15 protein-coding genes and 1 pseudogene are annotated in these 15813 nt (G+C 66.0%); 10 read left to right on the forward strand and 6 right to left on the reverse strand.

Going from position 1 to position 15813, the window contains the following annotated elements; translation table 11 throughout:
- Positions 1–2: 2 nt before the first annotated feature.
- From J0O65_RS19150 to J0O65_RS19160, 3 genes are read right to left on the reverse strand one after another with little or no spacing between them, the layout of a single operon-like run.
- Positions 3–683 (reverse strand): hypothetical protein, encoded by a 681-nt coding sequence (locus J0O65_RS19150; RefSeq protein WP_215408824.1) that lies wholly within the window; start codon positions 681–683, stop codon positions 3–5.
- 5 nt (positions 684–688) lie between these two features.
- Positions 689–1459, reverse strand: a complete 771-nt coding sequence (locus tag J0O65_RS19155; protein ID WP_215408825.1) for a MipA/OmpV family protein — start codon at positions 1457–1459, stop codon at positions 689–691.
- 8 nt (positions 1460–1467) lie between these two features.
- A complete protein-coding gene (locus tag J0O65_RS19160) occupies positions 1468–2046 on the reverse strand; it encodes a porin family protein (RefSeq protein ID WP_215408826.1) in 579 nt (192 codons plus the stop codon).
- A gap of 202 nt (positions 2047–2248) precedes the next feature.
- Here J0O65_RS19160 and J0O65_RS19165 point away from each other — a divergent pair, with 202 nt between their 5' ends.
- Positions 2249–2926, forward strand: a complete 678-nt coding sequence (locus J0O65_RS19165) for a response regulator (protein ID WP_215408827.1) — start codon at positions 2249–2251, stop codon at positions 2924–2926.
- Entirely contained in the window at positions 2923–4221 is a 1299-nt protein-coding gene (locus J0O65_RS19170; protein WP_215408828.1) for an ATP-binding protein, read from the forward strand. The genes J0O65_RS19165 and J0O65_RS19170 overlap by 4 nt, the downstream gene beginning before the upstream one ends.
- Here J0O65_RS19170 and J0O65_RS19175 read toward each other — a convergent pair.
- Positions 4199–5095, reverse strand: a complete 897-nt coding sequence (locus J0O65_RS19175) for an EamA family transporter (protein WP_215408829.1) — start codon at positions 5093–5095, stop codon at positions 4199–4201. The two genes, J0O65_RS19170 and J0O65_RS19175, sit on opposite strands and share 23 nt — an antisense overlap.
- Positions 5096–5172: 77 nt before the next feature.
- Between J0O65_RS19175 and J0O65_RS19180 the strand changes: the two genes are divergently transcribed.
- Positions 5173–5661, forward strand: a complete 489-nt coding sequence (locus tag J0O65_RS19180; protein ID WP_215408830.1) for an Lrp/AsnC family transcriptional regulator — start codon at positions 5173–5175, stop codon at positions 5659–5661.
- 121 nt (positions 5662–5782) lie between these two features.
- Positions 5783–5938, forward strand: a pseudogene (locus tag J0O65_RS28375) (APH(3') family aminoglycoside O-phosphotransferase); the annotation flags it as partial.
- Positions 5939–5951: 13 nt separating this feature from the next.
- Here J0O65_RS28375 and J0O65_RS19185 read toward each other — a convergent pair.
- Entirely contained in the window at positions 5952–6494 is a 543-nt protein-coding gene (locus J0O65_RS19185; protein WP_215408831.1) for a hypothetical protein, read from the reverse strand.
- 99 nt (positions 6495–6593) lie between these two features.
- Between J0O65_RS19185 and J0O65_RS19190 the strand changes: the two genes are divergently transcribed.
- Complete coding sequence (locus J0O65_RS19190) at positions 6594–6977, forward strand: glutaredoxin domain-containing protein (RefSeq protein WP_152249816.1); 384 nt, start codon at positions 6594–6596, stop codon at positions 6975–6977.
- 8 nt (positions 6978–6985) lie between these two features.
- Here J0O65_RS19190 and J0O65_RS19195 read toward each other — a convergent pair whose 3' ends face one another.
- Entirely contained in the window at positions 6986–7222 is a 237-nt protein-coding gene (locus J0O65_RS19195; protein ID WP_071076391.1) for a DUF3820 family protein, read from the reverse strand.
- A 330-nt stretch (positions 7223–7552) separates the two neighbouring features.
- On the opposite strand from J0O65_RS19195, the gene J0O65_RS19200 reads away from it, so the two are divergent.
- The 5 genes from J0O65_RS19200 to sppA all read left to right on the forward strand — a co-directional run bounded on the left by J0O65_RS19200 (position 7553) and on the right by sppA (position 15584).
- Entirely contained in the window at positions 7553–9394 is a 1842-nt protein-coding gene (locus J0O65_RS19200; protein WP_215408832.1) for an esterase/lipase family protein, read from the forward strand.
- A 167-nt stretch (positions 9395–9561) separates the two neighbouring features.
- The gene (locus J0O65_RS19205) at positions 9562–10773 is read left to right on the forward strand and encodes an MFS transporter (RefSeq protein ID WP_215408833.1); all 1212 of its coding nucleotides are present in this window, start codon (positions 9562–9564) and stop codon (positions 10771–10773) included.
- A 96-nt stretch (positions 10774–10869) separates the two neighbouring features.
- Positions 10870–12087: a YeeE/YedE family protein gene (locus tag J0O65_RS19210; RefSeq protein WP_215408834.1), complete on the forward strand. Its 1218-nt coding sequence runs from the start codon at positions 10870–10872 to the stop codon at positions 12085–12087.
- Between the two features lie 68 nt (positions 12088–12155).
- Positions 12156–13634, forward strand: a complete 1479-nt coding sequence (locus tag J0O65_RS19215; RefSeq protein WP_215408835.1) for a sodium:solute symporter — start codon at positions 12156–12158, stop codon at positions 13632–13634.
- Positions 13635–13709: 75 nt separating this feature from the next.
- Positions 13710–15584 carry a signal peptide peptidase SppA gene (sppA, locus tag J0O65_RS19220; protein ID WP_215408836.1) on the forward strand — a complete coding sequence of 625 codons (1875 nt, stop codon included), beginning with the start codon at positions 13710–13712 and terminating at the stop codon, positions 15582–15584.
- The last annotated feature ends 229 nt before the right edge of the window (positions 15585–15813 follow it).

Raw genomic sequence — 15813 nt, forward strand, 5'->3', positions numbered from 1 at the left:
CCCTATTCGAGCAGCGCGGCGATCGCCAGCGGCGTGCCGCTGGTGAGGACTTGCCCCGCGTCCGGGTGCGCATCGAAGCGGTAGGCGAACACGCGAAAGCCGCTGACGGCATCGCCGGGAAAGGCGGGGCCTTCCTGCGCCGCCAGCGGGAACGCCGCGCCATCGCCGCCCAGGTAGCGTACCTGCGCCGCCGCCGTCCTCGGATACGCAAACTGCACGCCGGCGCAGCGCTTGCCGTTCGCCCCGCCCGTGTAGCGCAGATAGGCGAGCAGCTGGCCGCAGGCGGCGCGCAGGTCGGCCGCCGCGTATACGCCATCGGGGCGCGTGACGATGGAGACCCAGGCGCTGGAAGTGATTTGCCCCGGCTTGCGGTTCAAGGTCAGCTCCGCATTGTCGTCATACGCCGCCTTGGAAAACGGGAAGACGGCGCGCCCCACGGCATCGAGCGGCAGCGCCAGCTGCGTGCCCTTGCCGTGCAAGCTCAGGCGCAAGCCATCCGTGGACACGCCGGCGTCGCGCGGAAGCAGGCGCAGGTGGTTCTGCAGGTACTGCTTGGGCTTGGCGTATTTTTCGAACCAGAGCATGTGGCGGTAGGCGTCGCGATACGCGATCCAGTCGCTGCCCTCCTGTGCGCAGGCGAACGCGGGCAGCAGCGCCAGGCCGAGAAGCAGGGATTTGAGCATGGCGCTTAAAACCGGTAACCCAGGCCGCTGGACCAGGTGATGAAGTTGCGCCGCTCGACAACGGGACTGCCTGCCGGCCCGCTGCCCAGCCGCGTGCCCGTCACGGCGCTGTTGAGCAGCCACTTGCTGCTCAGGGCCCAGTTCCAGTTGACGCCAACATCGACGGACGTGACGCCGCCGCCCGGCCGGTAGTCGCGCGCGCCGCCGGCAGCAAAGCTGACGGCGTAGCGCTCGTCCATCACGGCGCCGCTGGCCAGCGACACGCCGGCCGACAAGCTCAGCGTATGGTGGGCCGCCAGCGAGGGCAAGGTCGTTTGCAGGCCGACCTGGCCGCGCCAGCCGCGCGCGCTCGTGTCGTACAGCAGGTGCGACGTGACGCGCGCCGCGCCGCCCAGGTAGTAGCCGTAGAAGCCGCCCACGTCGGGCGAGCCCTCGATGCGCCGCGTGCCGCGCAGGCGCCAGCCATCTTCCGGAGCGCGCGCATTGCTGGCGGCGAGCAGCGGGCCGTATTCCACGCCGGGCTTGTCCGACAGGTGCATGCCGGCCAAGCCGCTGGCAGAGACGAACATGCCGTTGCTCCACTGCACCTGCAGCAGCGGCCGCAGGACGGCGGCGCGCGGCGCGCCATCGTCCGTCGCGGAACTGCCCGTGAGTGCCGCTCCCACGTACATATCCCTGCTCCCATCGGGCATCATCAGCGCGCTGGCGCCGTCGGCCAGCGCCGGACCGCAGGCGGCCAGCAGCAGGAGAGAAAAACGGGGAGCAAGCTTATTCATGTCGTCCTTTAAAAACCGAAACGGACACCGAGCGCGATGCGGTTCATCGCGCCCTCGATGCCTTCGTGCCTGACCTTGGCGGCATGCTCCCATTCGAGCTGCAGCGCCACGTCCTTGTTGATCTGGTAGGCCGCGCCCACGCTGGCGTACAGGCCCGTCTTGCTGGCCGACTCGCCCGGCGGCGCATTCCTGCCGTCGATGGACAGCTTCAGGCGGCTGTGCGCCACGCCCGCCTTGGCAAACAGCGACCAGTCCTCGTCCAGGTGCCAGGTGCCGCGCGCCGCCAGGTAGGCGGCGCTGGCGCGCACCTTGAGCTGGTAGCCGGGATCGAGGTCGAAGCTGGTCGCGCCGCCGCTGGCGCGGTAGCCGCCTTCCAGCGCCCAGGCCGGCGTCAGCTCATAGCCGGCGAAGATGCCGAAGGGCACCGCCTTGCCGCTGGCATCGCGCTGGCTCTTCGCGCCGCCGGCCGCATACTGGATCTTGCCGTCGGTAGCCGGGCTGACATTGGCGCCCACGTACAGGCCTTCGGCATGGACCATCGAGGTGGCGGCGATGGCGAGCAGGGTGCTGCATACAATTTTTTTCATGTTCGGATTCCGGTTGAGATAAGAGCTTCCATGTTAGGCAAGCCGCGTCCCGGAATCCGCCCTGGTTTGTCCTAGAATTGTCCTCAATTTGTAGGGCGCATTTGTATGAAAAGTGTAGCAATGTGTACCTGATTGTCGAATGTGCCACTTTTGCGCCGCGCTCCACTACAATACGCCACAAAAATGGCGGCGCGGAGGGGCGATGCAAGGTGTCATGCTGGTGGAAGACGATGCGCGGCTCGCCGCGCTGGTCAAGGAATACCTGGAGCAGTACGACTATGCGGTCGACGTGGTGGCGCGCGGCGACCAGGCCCTGGCGCGCTTTCGCGACAGCCAGCCGGACCTGGTCATCCTCGACCTGACCCTGCCCGGCGTCGACGGCCTGGTGGTGTGCCGCCAGCTGCGCCAGCTCAGCGCCGTGCCCATCCTGATACTCACCGCGCGTGAAGACACCTTTGATGAAGTCTCTGGCCTGGAACAGGGCGCCGACGACTACGTGAACAAGCCGGTCCAGCCGCGCGTGCTGCTGGCACGCCTGCGGGCGCTGCAGCGGCGCGGCAGCGCCGCCGCCGGCAGCGATATCGTCATCGGCCAGCTGCGCGTGTCGCGCGAAAACCGCGCCGTGCACTGGCGCGGGCAGGAAGTCGCCATGAACAGCGCCGAATTCAAGCTGTTCGCCATTCTCGCCGACGCCGCGGGCAAGGTGATGTCGCGCAATGAGATCCTGGTGAGGATGCGCGGCATCGAATTCGACGGCCTCGATCGCAGCATCGACAACTGCATCTCGCGCCTGCGCCGCAAGTTCGACGACGGTGGCGCGGAGCGCATCAAGACGGTGTGGGGCGAAGGCTACCTGCTCACGCCCTCGGCCTGGGAATGAACCGCCTGTTCTGGCGCTTCGCGGCGCTGGTGCTGCTGGCTATCGCGCTGGGCAGCGCCGTCATTTATTTCACCTTCGGCCGCCTGTTCGGCGATCCGCTCGAGCATATCGCGCGCGACCAGGCCGCGGGCCAGATCTTCCTGCTGCAGCAGTACGTCGACCAGGCGCCGGCCGACGAGTGGCTGCCGCGCCTGAACAAAGTGCGCGAAGTGTCGGACGTCACGCTGGAGCTGCAGCCGCTGTCTGCTGCGCTGTCGGCGCTGCCGGCCGCCCGGCGCGCACCGCTGCTGCACGGCGAGGTCGTGATGGACGTCGGCGCCAAGGCCTTCTACCGCCGCGTGGACGCCACGGGCGCGCGCTATGCCGGCAGTGAAAACGACGTGATCCACGCGCAGAACCTGCCCATCGACATCGGCCAGGCGCTGCGCATGGAGGCGATCCGCTTTGCCGTCATCGCCTTGTGCCTGCTGCTGCCGCTGGGCTGGTGGACGCGCGCGCATGGCCGCAGCCTGGCGGCCCTGTCGCGCATGGCCGACGATTTCGGGCAGGGCAACCTGGCTGCGCGGGCGCACGTCGGGGCAGGGTCCAGCGTCGCGCCGCTGGCCGGGCGCATCAACGGCATGGCCGAGCGTATCGGCTCCTTGCTGGAGGCGCGCAAGCACCTGCTGCTATCCGTGTCGCACGAGCTGCGCACGCCGATCGCGCGGCTGGAATTCGGGCTGGAGCTGCTGGCCGAACGGCACGCGGCCGGCCCCGACATGCGGCGCCGCACCGATGCGATGGCCGCGGATGTCGAAGAATTGAAGGCGCTGGTCAATGAAATGCTGGAGCTGATGCGCATCGATCATGCGCACGCGCTACCGCGCCAGCCGTTCGCCCTGGCGCCCCTGCTGCGCGGCTGCGCGGCGGCGGTGGCAAGACCTTCAGTGCGCGTTGGCGTCGCCGACGACCTGGGCGATGCGCGCGGCGATCCCCGGCTGCTGGCGCGCGCCGTCGGCAACCTGCTCGGCAACGCCGCCAAGTATGCCGTCGCGCGCATCGCCCTGTCGGCCGTGCGCGATGGCGACATGCTGCGCATCGTGGTCGAGGACGATGGTCCGGGCATACCCGTCGGGCAGCGCGCACAGGTGTTCGAGCCGTTTTATCGCCTGTCCCGCGAGCAGGACCATGCCGCCGCAGGTCACGGCCTGGGCTTGGCGATCGTTGCCAGGGCCGTCGCGCTGCACGGCGGCAGCATCGCCATCGACGATTCGCCGCTGGGCGGCGCGCGCTTCACGATTCATATCCGGGCCTGAGCGCCGGCGCCGCGCGTTTCTGGCGCTGCGCCATGTACGAGCTGCCCATCGACGCGGCCATGATCATGGCGATGGCCAGCCACTGCCCGGCGCCCAGGCGTTCGTCCAGCAAAATGTACGCCAGCATGGCGGCCACGGCCGGTTCCATGCTGCTCATGATGCCGAAGGCCTGCGGCGTCAGCCGTTTCAAGGCCACCATTTCCAGCGAGATCGGTATCGCGCTGGAAATGAGGGCCACGCCCAGGCCCACGCCCAGCACCATGGGCGAGAGCAGGGCGGCGCCGCCGTGCGCCACGCCCACGGGCACCACCACCAGCGCGGCCATGGCCAGGCCCAGCGAGACGGAGTGGCCCGCGTGCAAGTGGCTGGCGCGCTTGCCGAAGACGATGTACGCAGCCCAGCACACGGCGGCGCCCAGGGCGAACAGCACGCCGGCGGTGTCCAGGTGGCTGATGTCGTGGCCCAGCGGCAAGAGCAGCGCCAGCCCCGCCACGGCCAGCGCCACCCAGACGAAGTCCAGCGGGCGGCGCGACGCCAGCAGCGCCACGGCCAGCGGGCCGGAAAACTCGATGGCCACGGCGATGCCGAAGGGGATCGTGCGCAGGGCCAGGTAGAAGCACAGGTTGGTCATGCCCAGCGCGGCGCCGTACAGGGCCACCGTGCGCAGGTCGGCGCGGCTCAGCGGCCAGCGCCACGGGCGCCAGAACAGCAGCAGCAACAGGGCGGAAAAGCCCACGCGCACGGCCGTCGTGCCCTGTGCGCCCACCAGCGGGAACAGGCTGTGCTTGGCCCAGGACGTGCCCAGGCCCAGGCAGGTGACGGAGCCGAGGATGGCGAGCAGGGGAATCAGCGAGGAATAGCGGCGTAATGGCATGAGGATAAAAGGCTTGATATCGGAATGACGAAAGTTTATTGTGTCTGCTCCGATATTTGCACTGCATTTTGACCGCCATGACGCAACTTTCGCTCACGCCCGCCCTTGCCCTCGACGCCTTTGACCTGGCCATCCTCGATATCTTGCAGCGCGATAACACGACCTCGCAGCGCGAAATCGCCCAGGCCGTGCATTTGTCGGCGCCGGCCGTGCAGCGGCGCATCCGCCGCCTGCGCGAGAGCGGCGTGATCCGTCATGAAGTGGCCGTGCTCGACGCGAGCTGCCTGGGCCGTCCCCTGACCTTGACGGTGGAAGTGCACCTGCACGACGAACACCCGCAGCGCACGGCAGGCATGCGCGCGCGCATCATGGCCGAGCCCGCCATCCAGCAGTGCTACGGCATCACGGGCGAGGCCGACTACCTGCTGATCATTACCGCCAGCAGCATGGCCGAATACGAGGCGCTGACGGAGCGCCTGTTCGGCGGCGACGACAATATCCGGCGCTACCGCACTTCCGTGGCATTGACCTGCCTCAAGATGGGCTTGCACGTGCCGCTGGGATAGCGCGATGCCCCTCTCCAATAAGCAACAAGCCGCCGTGACGGCGGCTGACCCAGGCGCGCCAGCGCATCGATGTGGGCCTCGTCGATGCCGACGATTTCGATGCCGTGCGCCAAGGCTGGACGGCGTGGCCGACCGCTACCAGGACCTGGCCATCGTCTGGCGTGCGCTCGCTGAGTTGGACGCCGCGCTACAGCAAAGGTTTGTTGAGCAATAGGGCATCCTTGATATCGATCAAGGCAAGCTGCAATGCCATTTGCTGCTCGGCGAGCTGTTTTGACTGCGGCCAGCCATCACGGCGTCTCGCGCTCGGCGTCGCGTTCGCGGCAACTCAATGACGCGTAATGGCCCCTGGGCAGCCTGGCCTGGATGGCCACCTCGCCCAGTGCCTGCCCGATGTCGACCGGGTCGCTCAAGGTGCAGCGCTGGGTGCGGGCGAACGCCTGCAGCTTCTGCGTGTTGCCGCGCACCTTCACCGTCACGCCGACGCCGGGGCTGACGCAGCAGCCTATGTATTGCGTGATGTATTCTTCCTCGATGAGCACCAGTTCATGTCCCATGAAGCTGGCCGGTTTTTTCAGCAGGTAGTAATCGGTGTAGTCGAAGCGCTGCTCGGGGCGCTGGCCGATGTAGCCTTCGCGCATGTAGGCCTGGATCGCCTTGCCGGACGTGCCGGTTCTTTGCGTCGTGCCCTGTTTCAGGTGCAGCGCATGGATCAGGCCGCTTTCGAGCCCGGGATTGGCGGCGGCGAGGGCGCTGGCGCCACTGGCGGCGAGCAGAAGAGCGCCGAGCAGGCGGCGGCTGCGGTATTCAGGCATGGCAGTGATTGCTTGCATATCTTTCACGCGAAGAGGAGAAGAGGCGCAGTGTAGCCCACGCCATCCTGGGCGCATGGCACAATGCGTGTTCCGCATGCCACTCACCCCAGGACTTTCATGACCCGCGCCATCCTTGACGAAGCCCAGATCCATCCCGCCGCCCGCCCTTTGATCGGCAGCAAGCACCAGGACATCGTGCGCGAGGTGCAGGCCGCCATCGCCGCGCACCAGGTGGTGGTGGTCGGCATGGCGCTCAACCCTTTTCCGCGCAAGGCGCGCAAGATACTCGACGTGCTGGGCACGCCCTATCAGTACCTGCAATACGGCAGTTATCTGAGCCAGTGGCACCGTCGCAATGCCCTGAAAATGTGGACGGGCTGGCCCACGTTTCCCATGGTCTTCGTCAACGGCGTGCTCATCGGTGGCGCCAGCGAGCTGCAAAAGCTCGTGGAAAATGGCGAGTTCAGCGCCATGCTGGCAAAGAAGGTGCGCCAGTTTTAACTTCCGCCTTACTCGCCCGGACGCCACGGCGACTTGCGCGTGCGCAAGGGATCAAGCAAGCCGCGCAAATCGTTGTGGTCGAGCTCATACATCAGCGCGATTAGACTGCCCAGTTCGCCCGAGGGAAAGCCCTCGCGCGCGAACCAGCCCAGGTAGTGACCGGGCAGGTCGGCCAGCAGTCGTCCCTGATATTTCCCATATGGCATTTCGCGCGTGACCAGCAGCGCCAGTTTTTCTGAATTCATGTGACTGCTCTCTCTTGCTAGCGGGGCAGTGTAGCAGAGCCGGTACGCGCCGGTTTGCATGTCACTTGCGATCATTGGTTCCATGGCGTTGGCGCCAGTTTTAGCCAGATCAAACAATCGGCTAATTGTGCCATGTGTGGGCGTTGGCGGCGCATACTGGTTTGCCAGTGCGCCGCGGCGCCAGCGTGCAGGTGCGCGTGACCATGGAAGGGGAATGCAACGATGCGAACGGCTATCGCCTTGTGGCGCCAGCGGTGGTGGAGACTCCTCATCGCCGCTTGCCTTGCCGTTGGCCTTGTCTTGCTGGCCGCATGCCACAAGCCGGTGCCCGTGAATAGCGAGGATCCGGGCTGGGTTGAGCGTGCCGATCCCCGGCATAAAATCGCGGTGGTGTTCGTGCATGGCATCTTTGGCAGCACACGCGGCACGTGGACGGGCGAGCATGGCGAGAGTTTCTTTCGCTTGCTCAAGAACGATGCGAGCCTGGGGCCACAAGTCGATAGCTACGCCTTCGGTTTCAGCTCCAATATCATGACGGATGGCTCGCTCGACATCCGCGAAGCGGCCAACAAGCTGCAAAGCTATCTGCGGCCGTCCGGCGTGCTCGATTACCCGGTCATCGTGTTTGTCGGGCACAGCATGGGCGGACTCGTCATCATGCGCTACCTGGCCAATAATCTGGACAAGGCTCCCGAGCTGGCCGAAAAGGTGCCGCTGATTGTCTTGTTCAGTGCGCCCATGGAGGGGGCGCAGGTGGCGCAGCTGGCGGACTTGGTGGCGCGCAATCCCGCGCTGTCGCATCTGCGGCCGGTGGACAGCAATGACGTGCTCAAGCAGCTCAGCGACGATTGGGCCAGCCTGGCGGTCAAGCCACGCGTCAGTTGCGCTTATGAAACGGCCGATGTGAGCGGCGTGCGCATCGTGCAATGGGGCAGCGCCACGCGGGTGTGCGCCGGGCGCCCGGTGGCGATCGATAATGCTGATCACATTTCGCTCGTCAAGCCCGACCGGGCCACGCATCCTGCCTACATGTTCCTGTCGGGGCAGCTGATCGAGCATGTGCTGCCGCTGCAGATGGGAGTGCCGCTGGAGTTGCCCGATTTTCAGCGCGACAAGAACGTCTATACGTTTACCCTGGCCGCGCCCGAAGAAAATGCCCGCCTGATGAACACCGGGCGTGCGAGGATGAAGTACTGGATCGCGGAAAAGTCCAGCCGCGCCTTGCTGGTCTCGCCTGGCGCCAGTCCGCAATCGATCGATGGGCACTCCACCGAGATGCTGACGGTGGCGCTGCGTGTCGATGCCGATAAAAATGCCTATGCATTCACTTTGAAAAGCGATCTGCCCTCGGAGCAAAGGGTGCGCGTGCTGGTGCCCGACTTGTCCCGCCTGCGCATGGGCCACCAGCGCAATGCCATCAAGTTGACTGCCGGTCTGGCCCAGTACTTGGGCGACCCTGCCAATGCGGAAAAAATCGCGGCATTGCAGCGCGATCCAGGCCAACTGAATGCGCAGCTGGCGATTGTGGCGCACGCCGCCCTTGGCGAGCCCATCAAGCGCCTGCCCAGCGCCGAACAATGGCTGCTGACGGCGGACTTGCTGGCCGCCGCCAACCTGACGCACGTCGCTTCCGCGGCGCTGGTCCACAGCGCCGGCATCGATGCCTTTTATCAGCCAGCAGCAGACGAGTTGCGCAGCAAGCTGCTGGCGCAGGGGCGCGCGGAGTTGCTGCTGCGTTCAGGAGCCATGGATGTGATGCATCAACGTTCGACCGGAGGGTATTCCGACAAGCCGTTGATCGCAGGCCAGGCCGACCCGGTGCCGCCCATCCCCGCCATTCCTGCATGGCTGGACACGGAGGCGTACCGCCAGTCATCGCTGCAACTGGTGCGCACTATGGAGAAAGTCGCCTCGCTGCGGCAAGACGCGGCCAGCCTGGAAGTGGCGACGGTGAAAATGCCGCTTGATGCGGCACTGGGCGTCATCTTGCGGGCTGAGCGCGAACGCTTCCCGCAATTGCCTGCAGCGCAATTGCGCGATTTCGAGTTCCCCGCCGCCAAGGCGGAGCGACGGCGTCCCAGCTTGCCGGAGCTGGAGTCGCGCGACAAGGCGAAAAAGATGGAAAAGCCGGAGCCGCGCACCAGTCCCGGTAACAGTCCCCTGTCACGCTAAGCCGCCTGGCGTGCCAAGAAGGCCGCCGCTGCCACCGCGTTCATGGCCCGGCATCTTTAATTGTTGATTGTGACGCAACTATATTCTTCCTGCGGAGGTGTTTTTCGAAACAAAGAAAGGCCCGATACTGCAAGCCTCGCACCTGCATACACTTATCGGAGTCTTTCATGCCCATTGCCTTGCTCGCGCTGACCCTCAGCGCATTTGCCATCGGAACCACCGAGTTCGTCATCGTGGGGTTGTTGCCCACCATCGCCGCCGACCTGGGCGTCAACCTGCCATCGGCCGGCCTGCTGGTCAGCCTGTACGCGCTGGGCGTGGCCGTCGGCGCGCCCGTGCTGACTGCCCTGACGGGCAAGATCCCGCGCAAGACTCTGCTGCTGTCCTTGATGGTCTTGTTCACCCTGGGTAACTTGCTGGCGTGGAAGTCGCCCGGCTACGAAACCCTCGTCATCGCCCGCATCCTGACGGGGCTGGCGCATGGCGTGTTCTTTTCCATCGGCTCGACCATCGCCACGTCCCTGGTGCCGAAGGACAAGGCGGCCAGCGCGATCGCCATCATGTTTACGGGCCTGACCGTGGCCCTGGTGACGGGCGTGCCGCTGGGCACCTTCATCGGCCAGCATTTCGGCTGGCGCGAAACCTTTCTCGCCGTTTCGGCGCTGGGGGTGATCGCCTTTGTCGGCAGCCTGCTGTACGTGCCCTCGACCATCCAGCACAGCAAACCCGCCTCGCTGCTGCAGCAAGTGCAGGTGCTGGGCCAGCCGCGCCTGCTGCTGGTGTATGCCATGACGGCCGTCGGCTATGGCGGCTCCTTCATCGCCTTCACGTATCTGGCGCCGATTTTGCAGCAAGTGTCGGGCTTCAGCGCCGGCGCCGTGGGCGTGGTGATGCTCGTGTATGGCGTGTCCGTGGCGTTCGGCAATATCTGGGGCGGCAAGCTGGCCGACAAGAAAGGCCCCGTCAGTGCCCTGAAACGGATCTTTTTGCTGCTGGCGCTTGTCTTGCTGCTGCTGACCTTCACGGCGCCGCACCCGGTGCTCGTCGTCATCACCGTGCTGCTGTGGGGCGCCGTCGCCTTCGGTAACGTGGCTGGATTGCAAGTGTATGTCGTGCAGCAAGCGGAGCACTTCACGCCCCGCGCCGTCGACGTGGCCTCGGGCCTGAACATCGCCGCCTTCAACTTGGGCATCGCCGGCGGCGCCTGGGGCGGCGGCCTGATCGTCGAGCACCTTGGCCTCGTGCACACGGGCTGGATCGGCGCGCTCGTCGTGCTGGGCGCCTTCGGCCTGACGGCCCTCAGCGGCCGGATGGACCGCTTGAATCCCATCCCTGTGCGTGCCGGCGGTGAAAAGTCGATCCATGCGGTAGGGCACTAAGTTGTAAATTCGCGGCCTGGTCAGCAAGCAAGTTGCTGGCAGTAAACACCAAAACGGGCGAGAATGGCGCTTACCTTCCTCTCGTCCCTATTCCCCATGTCCGATTCCGCCTCATCTTCCCTGCGCCTGCGCGCCGCCATCAACCCGACGCCGCTGGGCGTCGCCCTGTTGCTCATCGTGCTCGGGGCCTGCTACCTGGCGCAAACGGTCGGCATCAAGCAGGCCGCGCTGTACGTGGTGGGCGCCTTGCTGGGCATCACCCTGTATCACGCGGCCTTCGGCTTTACGTCGGCCTGGCGCGTCTTCATCGCCGATGGCCGCGGCGACGGCTTGCGCGCGCAAATGCTGATGCTGGCCGTCGGCGTGGCGCTGTTCTTCCCCGCGCTGTCGGCCGGCACCCTGTTCGGCACGCCCGTCGCCGGTCTCGTGTCTCCCGCCGGCACCTCGGTGATCTTCGGCGCCTTCATCTTCGGCATCGGCATGCAGCTGGGCGGCGGCTGCGCCTCCGGCACCCTGTACACGGTCGGTGGCGGCAGCACGCGCATGCTCATCACCCTGGCCGCCTTCATCGTCGGCTCCGTGATCGGCACGGCGCACATGCCGTTCTGGACGGCGCTGCCGCAACTGCAACCCATTTCCCTCGTCACAAGCCTGGGCCTGGTACCCGCGCTGGCGCTGAACTGGCTCGTCTTCGCATTGATCGCCGCCATCACGGTCTTCGTTGAAAAGCGCCGCCATGGCAAGCTCGTCGCCACGCCCCTGCGCCCGGCGCAAGCGTCGCCGTGGTTGCATGGCCCCTGGCCACTGGTGGCGGGCGCCATCGCGCTCGTCGTGCTGAACTTCGCCACCCTGGCGCTGTCGGGCAAGCCGTGGGGCGTGACGTCCGCGTTCGCCCTGTGGGGCGCCAAGGCCGCGTCCGTGGTCGGCATCGACACGGCCAGCTGGGCTTACTGGTCCAGCAAGGCGAACGCCGCCGCGCTGGCCGCACCGTTGACGCAAGACAAGACTTCCGTGATGGACATCGGCATCGTGCTGGGCGCCATGCTGGCGGCGGCGCTGGCCGGCCGCTACGCGCCCGTGTGGCGCATCCCGCGCCGCTCGATCATCGCCGCCATCGTCGGCGGCTTGCTGCTGGGCTACGGCGCGCGCCTGGCGTATGGTTGCAATATCGGCGCGTATTTCAGCGGCATCGTCTCGGGCAGCCTGCACGGCTGGCTGTGGCTGGTGTGCGCCTTCCTCGGCAACGTTATCGGCACGCGCTTGCGTCCATGGTTCGGCCTGGAAGTGGAGCGCGTGAAACCGACCGGTTGCTGAGGCCGGCGTAAACAGGGGCTTTGCTGTATATTTCGGCCCCTGTTCACCTCGCCGCCAGCGCACTACCCATGTCCCCAGTCATCCTGTTTGCCGTCGTCCTCGCGTATTTCCTGATCCTGCTGGGCGTGGCGTGGCGCACGTCGCGCCACGCCACCAATGACAGTTTTTTCATCGGCAACAAGGACAGCAACTGGATGCTGGTGGCCTTCGGCATGGTGGGCACGACCTTGACGGGCGTTACCTTCATCAGCGTGCCGGGCGCCGTGGGCAGCAACGGCTTCGGCTATATCCAGCTGATGATTGGCTACGTGCTCGGCTACCTGGCCATCGCCTTCATCTTGCTGCCGCTGTACTACCGGCTGCAGCTGACGTCGATTTACCGCTACCTGGAATGGCGCCTGGGACGGCGCTCCTACCAGAGCGGGGCGGCATTCTTTATTCTGTCGCGCCTGCTGGGCGCCACGGCGCGACTGTATCTGGTGGTCAATATCCTGCAGGCGACCATTCTCGACAGCCTGGGCGTGCCATTCTGGCTGACGGCGTGCGTCGTGCTGCTGCTGATCCTGCTGTACACGTATGAAGGGGGCGTGAAGACCATCGTCTGGACCGACACCCTGCAGACGGCGTGCATGCTGGCCGGCCTCGTCATCTGCAGCGTGTTCCTGCTGCGCGCGATGGACCTGTCCCTCATCGACAGCCTCGAGCGCATGCGCGCGCAAGGCCTCACGCGCATCTTCACCACCGACCCGGACAGCCCCGCCTATGTGTGGAAGCACATTCTCGCCGGCATGTTCATCACCATCGCCATGACGGGCATGGACCAGGAAATGATGCAAAAGAACATTTCCGTGCGCACCCTGCGCGACTCGCAAAAGAATATGCTCAGCCTGACCGTGGTGCTGACCGGCGTGCTGCTGCTGTTCCTCTTCCTCGGCGGCTTGCTGCACCTGTACGCGCCGCTGGCCGGCGTGACGGCCACGGGCGACAAATTGTTCCCCGCCGTGGTGCTCGGGCATTTCCCAGCCGTGGTGCAGCTGATCTTCTTCATCGCCCTCATTTCCGCCCTGTTTCCCAGCGTGGATGGCGCGCTCACGGCGCTCACGTCGACCTTCTGCATCGACATCCTGGGCTTGCAGCGCCGGCAGGATTTGAGTGCCGCGACGCAGATGCGCTGGCGCCGCCGTGTCCACCTGGGGTTTTCCGCGCTGTTCCTGATCCTGATCATGGCCTTCAAGTGGATCGACAGTCCCAGCATGATAGGCGTGATCCTGAAGCTGGCCAGCTATACCTATGGTCCGTTGCTGGGCTTGTTCGCCTTTGGACTCGTGAGCCGGCGCGGCGTGCGCGACCGCTGGGTGCCGCTGGTGGCCGTGGCGGGTCCGCTGCTGTGCGCGCTGATCGAGCAGGAGCAGGCGCTGCTGTTCGAGCATTACCGCCTCGGCCTGGAATTGCTGATCCTGAATGGCGCGCTGGTGCTGGCCGGCCTGTTCCTCATTTCCACGCCGGCAGGGCAGGGCGGCCAGGGCGCGCAATACTTGTCAAAATAAGACGAATCCGAGGGCGATCGCGGCCATTTTCAGCTATATTGGTTTCCTTTAGGTACATAACCTCACGGAGCATCGATGTCACTCAACCCCTTCCCGCCGCTGCGCCGCGGCTTTGGCGCATTCTGGCGCGCGCTGGACGCCACCCGCCGCGCCGTCATCAACCTGATTTTCTTGCTGATCGTCATCGCCATCCTGATCGCCATCTTCGGCGGCGGCGCCAAGCCCCTGGGCGAGAAGACCACGCTGGTACTGGACTTGCAAGGCCCGCTGGTCGAGGAGACCCCGGGCGGCGTGCGCGAAGCGGTGCTGGCCAACGTCAGCGGCGAAGTCAAGAAAAGCGTGCAGTTGCGCGACGTGCTGGCGGTGCTCGACACGGCGGCCAAGGACAAGAACATCGGCTCCATGGTGATCCTGCTCGACGAATTGCAGGGCGGCGGCCTCGCCTCGCTGCGCGAAGTGGCGGCCGGCGTGGAACGCTTCCGCGCCACGGGCAAGAAAGTCACGGCCTGGGGTTCGAGCTACAACCAGCGCCAGTACCTGGTGGCGGTCAAGGCCGACGAGGTATTCCTGCACCCGATGGGCGGCGTCATGCTGGAAGGCTTTGGCCGCTACCGCAATTACTACCGCGACGCGCTCGACAAGGTGGGCGTGACGGTCAACCTGCTGAAAGTGGGCACGTATAAAAGCGCGGCCGAGCCTTTCATCGCCAACGGCCCGTCCGACGCGGCGGCCGAAGCGGACCGCTACCTGAACAACGGCCTGTGGACCACCTACACGACGGACGTGGAAAAGGCGCGCAAGCTGCCGGCCGGCGCCATCATGCAGGGTATCGATGCGCTGCCCGCGCTGATGACGGCGGCCGGCGGCGACCTGGGCAAGCTGTCGCTGGACGCCAAGCTGGTCGACGGCCTGAAAACGCGCGATGAACTGCGCCAGTTCATGATGGCGCGCGGCGCGAAGAACGCGGAAGGCACGAACTTCCGCCAGGTGAACTACGCCGATTACCTGGCGCGCCTGCGCCCCGCGCACATCGGCGACGCCGTCGGCGTGGTCATCGCCTCCGGTGAAATCGGCGACGGCATCGCGCCACCGGGCGCCATCGGCGGCCTGTCCACTTCGCGTCTGATCCGCCAGGCGCGCGAAGACAAATCGATCAAGGCCGTCGTGCTGCGCGTCGATTCGCCGGGCGGCAGCGCCTTCGGCTCGGAACTGATCCGCCGCGAACTGGAACTGACGCGCGCCGCCGGCAAACCAGTGGTCGTCTCGATGGGCAACGTGGCCGCTTCGGGCGGCTACTGGATCAGCACCTCGGCCGATGAAGTGATCGCCGACGCGGCCACCATCACCGGTTCCATCGGCGTGTTCGCGATTCTGCCGACGGCCGACAAGGTGGTGGAAAAGCTGGGCATCCACACGGCCGGCTCGCCGACCACCTGGCTGGCCGACGCGGGCAACCCCTTGCGTCCGCTCGACCCCCGCTTTGCGCAAGTGATCCAGGGTTCGATCAACCACGTGTATGGCGACTTCCTGAGCCTGGCGGCCAAGGCGCGCAAGACGACGCCGGAAAAAATCGATGCGGTGGCGCAGGGCCGCGTCTGGACGGGCTTGCAGGCCAAGGAGCGCAACCTGGTCGACCGCATCGGCAGCTATGGCGATGCGCTGGCCTCGGCCGCCAAGCGCGCCAATCTGGGCGCCGACTACCGCGTGACCTACCTGGAACAGGAGACGTCGAACGTGGACCGTTTGATCGGCATGTTCGGCTCCAAGGCCATGGCTTCGCTGGGCCTGGGCGAGCACGTGAAACTGGGCCTGGCCAGCACGGGCTTGCCGGCCGACGCGGCGCTGGGCATGGCGCAGGACTTGAGCTGGCTGTCGGGCATCACGCGCGAGCACAAACCGTTCATGGCCCTCACGCACTGCCTGTGCGAGGTGCCGCTGGGCGGCAAGTAAGGTAAAAGTCCAGGGTCGGAGCCGCCGGGTCCGACCCCATACAAAGGGGCGCAAGGCATGGCAAGCGACACGATGCGCTGGCGTTGCATGCGCGCTGCGGCTTGGCGCAGGCGGGCCGGCGCACCTGCCGCGCGGACCGCACCGACTATCAGGATGTCATCCTCGGCATGACCTTGTAAATCCAGGTAAAGCATCGCCGCCGTCCGTCGCTGCACGGGCACCCGCGCGG

The sequence above is a fragment of the Janthinobacterium sp. JC611 genome (genome assembly GCF_018682595.1).
Lineage (GTDB): Bacteria > Pseudomonadota > Gammaproteobacteria > Burkholderiales > Burkholderiaceae_D > Janthinobacterium.

Bases quoted from the DNA above. Each gene is read 5' to 3' on its own strand.
- J0O65_RS19150 (WP_215408824.1), bottom strand. From the start codon at position 683: ATGCTCAAATCCCTGCTTCTCGGCCTGGCGCTGCTGCCCGCGTTCGCC.
- J0O65_RS19155 (WP_215408825.1), bottom strand. From the start codon at position 1,459: ATGAATAAGCTTGCTCCCCGTTTTTCTCTCCTGCTGCTGGCCGCCTGC.
- J0O65_RS19160 (WP_215408826.1), bottom strand. From the start codon at position 2,046: ATGAAAAAAATTGTATGCAGCACCCTGCTCGCCATCGCCGCCACCTCG.
- J0O65_RS19165 (WP_215408827.1), top strand. From the start codon at position 2,249: ATGCAAGGTGTCATGCTGGTGGAAGACGATGCGCGGCTCGCCGCGCTG.
- J0O65_RS19170 (WP_215408828.1), top strand. From the start codon at position 2,923: ATGAACCGCCTGTTCTGGCGCTTCGCGGCGCTGGTGCTGCTGGCTATC.
- J0O65_RS19175 (WP_215408829.1), bottom strand. From the start codon at position 5,095: ATGCCATTACGCCGCTATTCCTCGCTGATTCCCCTGCTCGCCATCCTC.
- J0O65_RS19180 (WP_215408830.1), top strand. From the start codon at position 5,173: ATGACGCAACTTTCGCTCACGCCCGCCCTTGCCCTCGACGCCTTTGAC.
- J0O65_RS19185 (WP_215408831.1), bottom strand. From the start codon at position 6,494: ATGCAAGCAATCACTGCCATGCCTGAATACCGCAGCCGCCGCCTGCTC.
- J0O65_RS19190 (WP_152249816.1), top strand. From the start codon at position 6,594: ATGACCCGCGCCATCCTTGACGAAGCCCAGATCCATCCCGCCGCCCGC.
- J0O65_RS19195 (WP_071076391.1), bottom strand. From the start codon at position 7,222: ATGAATTCAGAAAAACTGGCGCTGCTGGTCACGCGCGAAATGCCATAT.
- J0O65_RS19205 (WP_215408833.1), top strand. From the start codon at position 9,562: ATGCCCATTGCCTTGCTCGCGCTGACCCTCAGCGCATTTGCCATCGGA.
- J0O65_RS19210 (WP_215408834.1), top strand. From the start codon at position 10,870: ATGTCCGATTCCGCCTCATCTTCCCTGCGCCTGCGCGCCGCCATCAAC.
- J0O65_RS19215 (WP_215408835.1), top strand. From the start codon at position 12,156: ATGTCCCCAGTCATCCTGTTTGCCGTCGTCCTCGCGTATTTCCTGATC.
- sppA (WP_215408836.1), top strand. From the start codon at position 13,710: ATGTCACTCAACCCCTTCCCGCCGCTGCGCCGCGGCTTTGGCGCATTC.